General features: G+C 24.9%; 10 protein-coding genes. 1 reads left to right on the forward strand and 9 read right to left on the reverse strand.

From position 1 onward, the window contains the following. Positions 1-57: 57 nt before the first annotated feature. Positions 58-375 carry a thioredoxin gene (gene trxA / locus I4V63_RS03055; RefSeq protein ID WP_195999830.1) on the reverse strand — a complete coding sequence of 106 codons (318 nt, stop codon included), beginning with the start codon at positions 373-375 and terminating at the stop codon, positions 58-60. Positions 376-551: 176 nt separating this feature from the next. On the opposite strand from trxA, the gene I4V63_RS03060 reads away from it, so the two are divergent. Beyond that, positions 552-2,066, forward strand: a complete 1,515-nt coding sequence (locus I4V63_RS03060; RefSeq protein WP_195999831.1) for a bifunctional UDP-sugar hydrolase/5'-nucleotidase — start codon at positions 552-554, stop codon at positions 2,064-2,066. Between the two features lie 344 nt (positions 2,067-2,410). Here I4V63_RS03060 and I4V63_RS03065 read toward each other — a convergent pair whose 3' ends face one another. The 8 genes from I4V63_RS03065 to I4V63_RS03100 all read right to left on the reverse strand — a co-directional run bounded on the left by I4V63_RS03065 (position 2,411) and on the right by I4V63_RS03100 (position 11,198). Beyond that, positions 2,411-4,507, reverse strand: a complete 2,097-nt coding sequence (locus I4V63_RS03065) for a GGDEF domain-containing protein (RefSeq protein WP_195999832.1) — start codon at positions 4,505-4,507, stop codon at positions 2,411-2,413. 237 nt (positions 4,508-4,744) lie between these two features. Next, positions 4,745-4,918 carry a hypothetical protein gene (locus I4V63_RS03070; protein WP_195999833.1) on the reverse strand — a complete coding sequence of 58 codons (174 nt, stop codon included), beginning with the start codon at positions 4,916-4,918 and terminating at the stop codon, positions 4,745-4,747. A gap of 69 nt (positions 4,919-4,987) precedes the next feature. Continuing rightward, complete coding sequence (locus I4V63_RS15905) at positions 4,988-5,659, reverse strand: response regulator (RefSeq protein WP_347707717.1); 672 nt, start codon at positions 5,657-5,659, stop codon at positions 4,988-4,990. A gap of 2 nt (positions 5,660-5,661) precedes the next feature. Beyond that, entirely contained in the window at positions 5,662-7,212 is a 1,551-nt protein-coding gene (locus I4V63_RS03080) for an ATP-binding protein (RefSeq protein ID WP_195999834.1), read from the reverse strand. A gap of 98 nt (positions 7,213-7,310) precedes the next feature. Further along, on the reverse strand, positions 7,311-8,309 hold the full coding sequence (locus I4V63_RS03085) for a 2-hydroxyacid dehydrogenase (RefSeq protein WP_195999835.1): 999 nt from the start codon (positions 8,307-8,309) through the stop codon (positions 7,311-7,313). A gap of 104 nt (positions 8,310-8,413) precedes the next feature. Next, complete coding sequence (locus I4V63_RS03090; RefSeq protein ID WP_195999836.1) at positions 8,414-9,475, reverse strand: AEC family transporter; 1,062 nt, start codon at positions 9,473-9,475, stop codon at positions 8,414-8,416. Positions 9,476-9,715: 240 nt separating this feature from the next. Next, on the reverse strand, positions 9,716-10,429 hold the full coding sequence (locus tag I4V63_RS03095; RefSeq protein ID WP_195999837.1) for a hypothetical protein: 714 nt from the start codon (positions 10,427-10,429) through the stop codon (positions 9,716-9,718). Between the two features lie 82 nt (positions 10,430-10,511). Next, positions 10,512-11,198: a manganese catalase family protein gene (locus I4V63_RS03100; RefSeq protein WP_195999838.1), complete on the reverse strand. Its 687-nt coding sequence runs from the start codon at positions 11,196-11,198 to the stop codon at positions 10,512-10,514. Positions 11,199-11,396 lie beyond the last annotated feature (198 nt).

Genomic DNA, 11,396 nt, shown 5'->3' on the forward strand with positions numbered 1-11,396 from the left:
TACCTCTCTTGAATTATACTTTTTATTAATAGTGAACTATATATTTTTAGTAATTATCTAATTTCCACTTATTTTCCCTTGTGATATTAGTTGCTTAATAACACTCTTGGGCCTAAAACCTGTTAATCGATGTATAAACTGTCCATCTTTTAATAATACTAATGTTGGAATTGATTTAATATCAAAATAATTAGCTAAAAATTGTGAATTATCCACATTAACCTTTACAATCTTTATATTTTCATCTTCACTATTAATTTCTTCTAATAATGGTAAAAGCATTTTACATGGTCCACACCACTCTGCATAAAAATCTACTAACACTAACCCATCCTTGACTTCATTTACAAACTCTGATTCACTTATGACCTTCATTTTAAATCACCTCTATCATTATCTCATTATTTGCCTTTAATTAATTATATTCACATCAATAAATAATGTTAATTTTATGCTACTAATACCTTTTATAATTTAAAGCTACTATCTAAAATAAAAAATATGCTATAATCATAATACTTATATACTTACTAACGAAGAGGTGCTTATTAATGAAAGATTTAAAAATATATTTTACCTCTGATCTTCATGGATATATTTATCCAACAGATTATGTAAATACAACTGAAAAAAATATTGGAATATTAAACATAATTAATTCTTTTGAAAAAGATGATAATACATTAATCATTGATGGCGGCGATACCATTCAAGGATCTCCTTTCACTAACTATTTAAGTAATACTGATTTTGATGTACATCCTATTGCCACAATTTTTAATGAAGGACAATATGACTTTGTAACTTTAGGAAATCATGATTTTAACTATGGTAAAAAATATTTAAATAAATATTTAAATAATTTAAATGCAAAATGCATTTGTGCAAATGTTATTGATAATACAGGAGATTTACCCATCCAACCTTATCAAATAAAAACTATGGCTAATGGCTTAAAAGTTGGAATTTTAGGAATCACTACTGATTTTATAAATAGATGGGAACGTCCTGAAAATATTCTTGGAATTGATATTACAGATACTTTTGATGCTGTCGTAAAATATTTTGATGAAGTAAAATCTAAGTGTGATTTAATTATTGGTATTTATCATGGTGGTTTTGAAAATGATTTAGAATCTCATAAATTATTAAGTACTACTAAGGAAAATATCGCATTTAAACTTTGCAAGGAATTTGATTTTGATATCCTACTTACAGGTCATCAACATATTCCAATGAGTAACAAAACTATATTTGGTACTCATATAGCACAAACTCCTCATAATGGAAGCAAATTTGTAAAACTTAATCTTACAATGGATGATAATGGTTTAATTAATATTACATCTTCATTAGAGGAAATTAAACTTAATCCAAACAAAGAAATGCTTAATAAATTTTTACCTTTAGAAAATAAAGTTCAAGAATGGTTAGATACCCCTGTTGGTTTTTTAAGCACAGAACTTCAACCTGGTGATCGCCTTGAAATGGCACTAAATGGTTCACATTTAGCTAACTTCATAAATCAAATTCAACTAGAAACAAGTGATGCTGATATTTCTTGTACTGCTTTTGCAAATGTTATACATGGATTCAATAAAAATATATCAGTAAGAAATATTTTATCTACTTATCCATACCCTAATACTTTAGTTGTTCTTGAAGTTAATAGAGAAATATTAAAATTAGCACTTGAAAGAACTGCAAGTTACTTCCATAATGATAGCGGTAAAATTTCTATTTCTGAAAGCTTCTTAAAGCCAAAGCTAGAGCATTATAATTATGACTTTTTTGCTAATATTGAATATACTTTTGATTTAAATAAAGAAGTTGGAAATAGAGTTATCTCTATAAAATATAAAGGTGAAGAACTTAATGATAATAAAAAATTAACTTTAGTTATGAATAACTATAGAGCAAGTGGTGCTGGTGGATATGAGTGCTACGATAAATGTAAAGTAGTGAAAGAAATAGTACTTGAAATGCCTGAAATTATTATTAATTACTTTAAAAATAATCCTACAGTAATTGTAGATTCAAAGAAATATATTACTACAAAATACTAAATTTTACTCAAAAGAAACTTTTTGTGATATTTTGTGGATTTGAAACTAATGATTCAAATATAAATGCTTAATAATTATTACTAATACTTAATAAAAAGAGGTTTAATCAAAAATCACTTTATAAATAGTTATTTTTATTTAAACCTCTTTTTTTATTTATATTTATCTACTTACATTTTCAACTAATAGAACAAAGTAGCTAATATCATGCTCACTTCGTGTAATAAAATTTACAACTTTAAATCTTGAAACCTATTTATATAACTAGCTTTAACATTTAACTTTTTTATACTTTCTCGTACATAAAAAAAGAGAATAGTAATTACTCTATTCCCTTATATCTATTACCAATAAACAACTATATTCTTACCTAAATTTTTTGCTTTATATAGAGATTTATCAGCTAGTGCTATATTTTCTTCTAAAGTCATACTTTTAATATCAAATTTTGCAACACCAATACTAGTTGTTATATTAATGTATTTATTATCATTAATTTTAATTCTTAGATCTTCTATCCCTCGTCTAAATGATTCTATAGTATTTTTAAAATTGTTATTTTGATTTTTAATAATAATAACAAACTCTTCTCCACCATATCTTCCAACAATATCATCTGGCCCAATTAGCTTCCTTATTATACTTGCAATCTCAACTAAAACCTTATCTCCTATGCCATGTCCATAGACATCATTTATCTTTTTAAAATTATCAATATCCATCATAGCAATATAATACTCTTCCCGTTCGTAATCTACTCTTTCTCTTAACTTATTTATGTTTTCTATAACCTTACGTCTATTGTAAATATCTGTTAATGAATCATAATTTGCATTATATTGAACTTTTTTATATAAAGAAGAATTGTCTAATGCTATAGCAATGTATGTAGATAATATTTTTAAAGTACTTAAGTCTTTTAAATCAAAAGCATTTTTTTCATATTTCTGAACACATAAATTCCCAACAACCTTATCTTTTATTATCATTGGAACAAACATTAAAGATTCTGTAAGTTTTCCACTTCTCCAGTTACATTCTTCGTTAATATAATTAAAATATTTATCATGATCATCTATATACCTATGGTATTGGTTTTCTATATCATTAATAAGTATATCTTCTTTATGATTAATACTATAACTTGCAAATCCATAGTCATATATATCAACACTATTAAAGTTAATTATTTTATCTTCTTGTATTACTAATTGATATTGATATGTTTTCGTTTTCTCATTATAAACTACAATTTCAATAATATCATACTTTATAATATTTTTTATTTCCTCAGCAATAACCTTAAATATATTTTTTTTGTTAAGATTTGATATTATATTTTGCCCAACCTTATAAATAAGTTGATTTTGTTCATATAACATTTTATAATTTTTATCTAACATATTTTTTTTCTGTTCATCTAAAACAGTAAAAATTGTTTCTTCTTGAATCTCTCTTAATTCCTTTTCAATTTCAAGCCATTTTTCTAAATAAAAATATGCATTTTCATATTGCTTTAATCCTTTATGAGCTAAATTATAAATATTATACATATCTCTAATATTAGTTAAGTCTCTATCTTTTAATACCTTTTCTTCAATGCTATTTAATCTCTCTATTGCTAATTGATATTTTTCATTAATTACATCTATTTTACTTAAATAAATTAACGATTCACTATCTATCTCAACCTCTTCGATTTCTTGACGCTTTCTAATAACTTCTAATAACATTTCCTCTGCTTCTTTAGTCAAGCCCTTCTTTATATAAATCTTAGCCTTTTCTAATAGCCAGTTTAAAGCATAATGAGGATGTTGTAATGCTATTTCTTCAATATAATCAATATAATATAAAGCTTTATCTAAATTATTAATCCTTTGCTCGCAAATTGCTCTATTTAAATATATATCTATTTTATTTACATCAGTTCCAATCCATGGAATTTGCTCAATTTGCTCTAAAATTTCAATTGCTTTTTCATATTCTTCTATAACAATATATACCCCTGCTAAATTACCCTTAATGATAATTAACAATTCAATATTATTAGCTTCTTCAGCTAACCTTATACCTTTAATTCCCCATTGTATTGCAGATGTATATTTATGTTGCATACACTCACTTGCTATAAATCCAGCAATTACAGATATCATTCCATTTATATTATTATTCTTATGAAAAATCTCATATACTTCATTAAATAATTCATTAGCTTTTTGATATGAATCCTCTACAACATATATCCTTCCTAATTTATACAAAGTCCATGAATATACATAATCAAGATTATTTTCTTTAGAAAAGATAATTAATTCATTTAATATCTCTTTAGCTACTTTATTATTTAAAAAATTTATCTTATCAATTATAACTTTTATATAGCTCTGATTATTTCTTAATCTCTCAAGCGCTTCTATAGATACCTTGTTATCAGTGATCATATATGTTAATACTCCCTTACTAGTTATTTATTTCTTGTAAGTTTATAGTAATATTTATTTACTCCAATTAATTATTCATCTTATAATTATACTATAAATGGATTATTTAAAAAATATTTTACTAATACTAAATTATTTATAATCAAAACAATCCTAATTTCTCAATATTGAATATAAAAAACAACAATTATTGAACTTAAACAATAGTTGTTGTTTTTGTATAACTTTCATATACTATCACTTTTTATTGAATTGTAATTTGTAAACTATACTATTATCATAAAAGAAAGTAAACCATAAATAATTTATAAATAAAATAAACCATAAATAATTATGTGTTATAAATCCCTTAAGCCCTATTAATGATAATAACCCTAAAAATCCTAAATATTTATATTTTTCATACTTCATAATATAGCCCCCTAAAATAATATACTTATATTATACCATATTTACATTATTTTTCATATTATAACTATTCTATTTTTTTACAGAATATTCACATTCTGGTCTGCCTACATTTCCAAATTTCATTTCTAATTTAACTTTTCCTATACTCTCTAAATAGTCCATATACTTTTTAATAGTTACATTGCTAATTTTTATTTCATATGCAATTTCCCTTAATGTCCAAACTTTATTAGATTTTTCATTTAAAAATTCCATTATTTTATCTAATGTTTTTACACTTAACCCTTTTGGTAACCTAACTTCATTTTCTAACGAATTTTTCATTATTAAGCTATCTATATCACTTTGACTTACTACATCTGCATTAAACAACACTTTCTTTCTAGCCTTATATTTATTTATAGCGTCCTTAAATCTTTCAAATTCAAATGGTTTAACTAAATAGTCAACTACTCCATATGCAAATGCTCTTTTTATTTCATTTGTGCTATTTGCTGCAGTTATCATTATTACATCTGTAAAAAAGTTTTTTGCTCTAATAGACTTTAAAATATCTATTCCACTTTTTTCTGGTAAAAATACGTCCATTAATATCAAATCAATATCATTTTCTTTTAAGTTTTTAATAATATCATTTTCATACATTACAGGACCAAATGTTTTTATGTCTGTAATTTGCTCTAAATATCGTTTATTTATTAATGCTACCATTGGATCATCTTCAACTATTAATACATTCACTTTTATATACCTCCTTTTAAAATTGTTACAACAAATATTTTTTCATCATCAAACTCTTCTATGTCTATACTACCATTATAAATTTCAACCCTATTTTTAACTAAGTATAATCCTGTTCCCCTTTCTTCACCTTTTGATGATATTCCTTCTGTAAACATTATATCTCTTATTTTATTATCAATACTTTTTCCATTATCTCTTACTTGCATTTCTATTACTAAATCATCTTCATATAATGATACCTCAACCCTCTTTTTTATATCACCACATAAAGCACATGCTTCAAATGCATTTTCAATTAAATTTCCTAGTATTGTTACTATATCATTTGAGGCTATAATCCCATGCTCTTCTTCTAGAAATGATTCCTCTGTTAATAAAAATTCTATTTTTCTCTCTTTAGCAACTGACTCCCTACTAATCAATAAGCCTCTTACATATTTATCTTCAATGCTAACAAACTTACTTATTACTTCTTCATGAATCTCCTGTTTTTTCAAAATATATTTTTTTGCATCATCATAAGCTTTTATTTCAAGTAATCCCAAAATTACATATAAACTATTTTTAAATTCATGAACATTTGCTCTTAAATTTTTAATTATTTCATCTACACCAGTTATCTCTTTTGCTATTTTATTAATAGGATTTTTATCAACTAAAGTAATTATTGTTCTAAGGCAATTATCGCCTAACTTAATATTTTTAATTGTTACAAATATTTTTTTGCCTTGAATTATAAATTCTTTCATTTCAAATTCTTCTTTATTATCTATGTAAACATTAAGCTTTTCTAGTATTTCTTCTACTTTAAAGTTTTCAAATAACTCATAACAGCTTTTGTTTATTTCTATAATCTCTTTATTTTTATTTAATGATATTATGCCATCCTTAACACTATCTATAATTATATTTTTTTCCTTATATAAAGTTGCAATTTCAACTGGTTCCATATCCAAGATTAATTTTTTTAAGTTATCTGCTAATATTTTTGCACCTATTATTGATAGTATTATAGAAAAAATAAACAATAAAGTATATGTACTTTTAGTCTTTGAATTAATTACAGTAATATCTTTTTCATATTTTCCTACCATAATAAATCCAACTTGTTTATTCTTGTAAAATATTGGTTCAAACCACCTTAATGTTATTCCCATTGACCCTTCCATTATTGAATAATAACTTATTCCTTTCTCAATAACATCTCTATTATCTTCATTTACATATATTTCTCCTATTTGAGATTCATCTAAATGTGAATATTTCTCACCTGTCATATCTCCAACAACTATTATATCAACATCATTAAAGCTTTCTATAAATCCCTTTGTATATTCTTGAATACTTTTATCATTTTCTCTTTTGTAAAGCTTTTCCACAACTAAATCATTTTGACTTATAACATTACCTACATTCTTCAAGGTTACTTTTATACTCTCCTCTGTATCTGATATCTTTGCTGTTGTAAAAATAATATAAGATAATAGTAATGGAATAAATGTAATTGTAACAGCCCAAAGAATTATTTTATTTTTAAACTTCATCTTCATATTATATCACCAATATTGTTTTTTCTTTATAAAGTATTTTAATACATAAAAATGGGGTGTTTATTAAACACCCCTATATAATATTAAATTAAATTTTATTATGCTATGCTATTCTTGCAAGTTCCATTATTTAAGAATTCTCTTAAATTTTCATAAGAGAATTCTATCATGTTTGTTAATGCTTCATCTGTGTAAGATCCTATATGAGGAGTTACTAATACTCTTGGATAAAGATCTACTAATCTTTGATGTAAATCATTTTCCAATTCTTTTTCTCTTAAATCTTTAAAGAATGTTACAGATTCCCCTTCTAAAACATCTGTACCAAAGCCTCCTAATTTACCACTTTCGATACCTCTTATTATAGCTTCAATATCTTGAACTTCACCTCTAGCAGTATTAACTAATATAGCTCCATCCTTCATTTTTGATATAAATTCATCGTTTATCATATGATAATTTACATCTTTTATATATGGCATATGTACTGATATTATATCTGCTTGTGCTAATACTTCATCTAATTCCATAAATTCAACTATTTCTTTAGCTGCATCACTTTGGAATACATCATAAGCTATTACTCTAGCCCCTAATCCTTTGAATAACTTAGCTGTAGTTAATCCAATTTTACCTGCACCTAAAACTGCAACTGTACAATTTCTTACTTCTTTACTGAACATAAATGGGTCAACAACAAAATTCTTTTCACTTGTTCTATTTACAGTATAAGCAGTGTGTCTTAATAACATCATTGATAAAGAAATTGCTAATTCACCTATTGCATTTGGAGAGTATCCTGGAACTCTAGCACATTTTAAATCTAAATCTTTAACTGCTTCTAAATCAACATGATCAAATCCAACTGTTCTAGTTAAAAGATATTTTAATCCATTAGCTTTTAATAACTCTAAGTTTTGTCTATCAGCTTTACAGTTTCCTCTAACCATTACAGCTTCTGCTCCAATTGCTTCTTTTACATTTTCATGATTAAGACCTAAAGTTACTAACTTAATATCATATCCAAATTTTTTATTTATTTCTTCAAAATATTTAACTTCTGTTTCTCTAACACCATAACAAACTAATTTTATCATAATTTTTCTCTCCTTTAAATAATCTTATTAAGAACAATAACCACTCTATTTTTAGAATGGCTTGTCCTAATATTTTCTTTTATTTATATTTTTTATTGATTATCCTATGCAAATAATCCTATGTTTCTTATTATTTCTAATATAACTATAAGTATTGGCATTGCTGCTACTGCTACAACTGTTGATAATAAAGAACAGTTTGATGTAAATAATGATTCTCTATCATAACTAATTGCATATGCTGCTGCAACTGTTGCTGTTGGTGCAGCCATCATTATTACTGTTGTTGCCATTCCTTCAAAAGAAACTGGTAATATTCCTAATTTACTAACAACTAATAATAAAACAAAATTTATAGCTGGAACACATAATACTTTAATTAAGCTATATCCCCAAGCATCTTTTTGTGATACTGCTTTTTTAAATGGAACTTCTGCTAATGTTGCACCAATTGAAATCCAAGCAAGTGGTGAAGCTAAATTACTTAAATAAGTAAGTGGTTTATATAACCAAGGTAATGTTTGGTCAATTCTTAAAAATGCATAGTTAGTAGTACTATCTGCTGTAGCTACAGCTATTTGAGGTAATTTTTCTTGGAATAACCATATAAATAATCCTAAGAATGTAGCTATTATTATTGGATTTAAGAAAATTTCTTTCATATTCTTTTTGAAATTATCTTTATCCATTTTTGTGCCTGACATTTTTACAAAAGCATATGAATATAAAAATACTCTATATGCAATATTAAATATGTTTGAGTACATAGTACCTACTGCACCATATACTGCAGTAACTATCGGTGTACCAAAGAATGTAGTTGAACCAAATATAGTAAGTACTCTATAAACATCTTGTTTATCGCCTTTTACTTTTGCATACATTATTTTAGTTATTGGTATTAATACAATATAAATTGCAAATCCCCAAATTAATATGCTCATACCTTGCTTTAACTGCTCTCCATTTATATCCTTCATAAATGATGTAAATGCTAATGCAGGTAACGAAATTGTAAGAACAAGTTTTGTTAACATTTTAGAAGCATTTGAATTTAAAATTTCTTTTTTTCTTAAATAAAATCCTAAAAGAATTATTGCTACTGATGAAAATATCGCTCCTAAAATAGCATTGTCTGTTAATGTGTTTTTAATTATTTCTAACATATAACTCAGCTCCTTGTATATTTTTTAACATTCATTTTTATGCTTAATCTCTTCGTACAAGAATCATTGTACAAGCTTCGACTTTTTCCTACAATTTGTTTAACTTTTTAAATAATTATTTAAGTTATTTAAGTTATAAATTTAACAATTAAATTATTTAAACTCTAAAAAGCCTAGTTAATTATACATTTCTGTATAAATTAACCAGGCTTCTCTTCTTAAACATATACTATATTCAATTTATTTAGCTATAAACACTGTAAAATAATTTTTATCAGTAATATCTTCATTAGTAAATGTATCTATTTTCAAGATAGCATCATCATAAATATATTCCCTTATGGGATCTTCTAAATATGCTAGCTCCTGCAGTCCAATCTCTTCTTTTGAATATAAATATAAATTATATTCTTTATTATTTTGCATATAATTAAATTGTTCTAATAAGGATAATACTACTTTACCTATACTTTCATTGCTGTCTATTAAAATAGTATTACGTTGTTTCTCAATACTTATTTTATTAAATATTTCTTTGTTTTTAAGCGTTAAAGTTATTAGTTTTAAATCTATTTTATTTTCCTTTTTTAATTCAGTTACAATTATTACATTATTTAATTTATTAAATTCATCTCTTATATATTTATCTGATAAATTTACGTCACCAATTGCAACTAAAATATTATATTTGCTTTTTATTTCCTTTATAATTTCTATATTTTTTCCCTCAAAGCTTTTTACTAATATTAAGATTATATCTGAATTATTTTTTAAATCATACTTTTCAATATTTAAATCCTTTTCTAGCAAATAGGAAACTTCAATTATGTTTTTTTCAACTTTATAATATTTACTATTATTAAAATTTTTATTATCTACTATTTCAAACCCTAATGAAGGATTTTTAAAACTAATACTTTTTTCATCTTCTAGACTAATTATCTTAATTTTCATTACTAATACCCCAATTTTGATTTATATGTTAATTATATCACAAGTAGGTATGTCATTAGTAAATTTTTAATAAAGTAGTAGTTTACTTATTATTAACTGGATCTGGATTTTCAAATGCTGGTGCCTTTGGATCTTTTAAATCACCAAAATACTGACCTGGTGTAGATAAATTTAGATAAATCTTAGCATCTTTTGTATCTCCCCAATCCTTTAATGAACCTGTTCCAAGCATTTTATTAAATGCTTCTCTAAACATTGTATTATGTGCTTCTTCACGTTGTAATAAATATTGAATAGTTTCTCTAACATACTTATCTTTTATTTGTCTATAAAGATTTTCATAAGTAGTTTTAGCTCTTTGTTCATTACCTATGTTAGTTAATAAATCTGCTGCTAAGTCTCCTGTCTCATTTACATATGCAGCTGTCCATAGATATCCTGAAGAATTAGCAAGCATTGGTGTTAATCTAGAAGTAGTAGTTGCTTCAACTGCTCCAACTTGTGCTGGTGGTGCTGTTACATCTTTACCATTTAATAAATTAATAGTTTCTGCTACCATTTCTGCATGACCAAATTCTTCAGCAGCAATATCTAAGAATAAATCTTTTATTTCCTTATTATCAACTCTAAAGCTTTGAATAAAATAAGTTAATGCTGCTGTTAACTCTCCATTAGCTCCACCTAATTGCTCTTGCATTAAATTAGCATATGTTGAGTTAGGCTTCTCAACCTTTACTTCACGTATTAAATGTTTCTCATGCTTAAACATAATCTAACCTCTTTCTTTCTAATATTTAACTTAATTATAAAAGTTCTTTATTAGTTTTTCTTAGTTTATTAATCTTATGCTAATTTCTTAATTTATTGCTCATATATGATGAAATGCTTAGTTCTGGAAGAATAACTAAATCCACTTCTTTTAAATCTTTTGGAATATCTGCTTTATCATGAACAAGATAAATTAATA

The sequence above is a fragment of the Clostridium sp. 1001271B_151109_B4 genome, assembly GCF_015670405.1.
Classification (GTDB): Bacteria; Bacillota; Clostridia; order Clostridiales; family Clostridiaceae; genus Clostridium.

What these genes read in the sequence shown, in the direction of transcription:
- I4V63_RS03085 (WP_195999835.1), bottom strand. Translation starts at nt 8,309, where the DNA reads ATGATAAAATTAGTTTGTTATGGTGTTAGAGAAACAGAAGTTAAATAT.
- I4V63_RS03100 (WP_195999838.1), bottom strand. Translation starts at nt 11,198, where the DNA reads ATGTTTAAGCATGAGAAACATTTAATACGTGAAGTAAAGGTTGAGAAG.
- I4V63_RS03090 (WP_195999836.1), bottom strand. Translation starts at nt 9,475, where the DNA reads ATGTTAGAAATAATTAAAAACACATTAACAGACAATGCTATTTTAGGA.
- I4V63_RS03060 (WP_195999831.1), top strand. Translation starts at nt 552, where the DNA reads ATGAAAGATTTAAAAATATATTTTACCTCTGATCTTCATGGATATATT.
- I4V63_RS03080 (WP_195999834.1), bottom strand. Translation starts at nt 7,212, where the DNA reads ATGAAGATGAAGTTTAAAAATAAAATAATTCTTTGGGCTGTTACAATT.
- I4V63_RS03065 (WP_195999832.1), bottom strand. Translation starts at nt 4,507, where the DNA reads ATGATCACTGATAACAAGGTATCTATAGAAGCGCTTGAGAGATTAAGA.
- I4V63_RS03095 (WP_195999837.1), bottom strand. Translation starts at nt 10,429, where the DNA reads ATGAAAATTAAGATAATTAGTCTAGAAGATGAAAAAAGTATTAGTTTT.
- I4V63_RS03070 (WP_195999833.1), bottom strand. Translation starts at nt 4,918, where the DNA reads ATGAAGTATGAAAAATATAAATATTTAGGATTTTTAGGGTTATTATCA.
- trxA (WP_195999830.1), bottom strand. Translation starts at nt 375, where the DNA reads ATGAAGGTCATAAGTGAATCAGAGTTTGTAAATGAAGTCAAGGATGGG.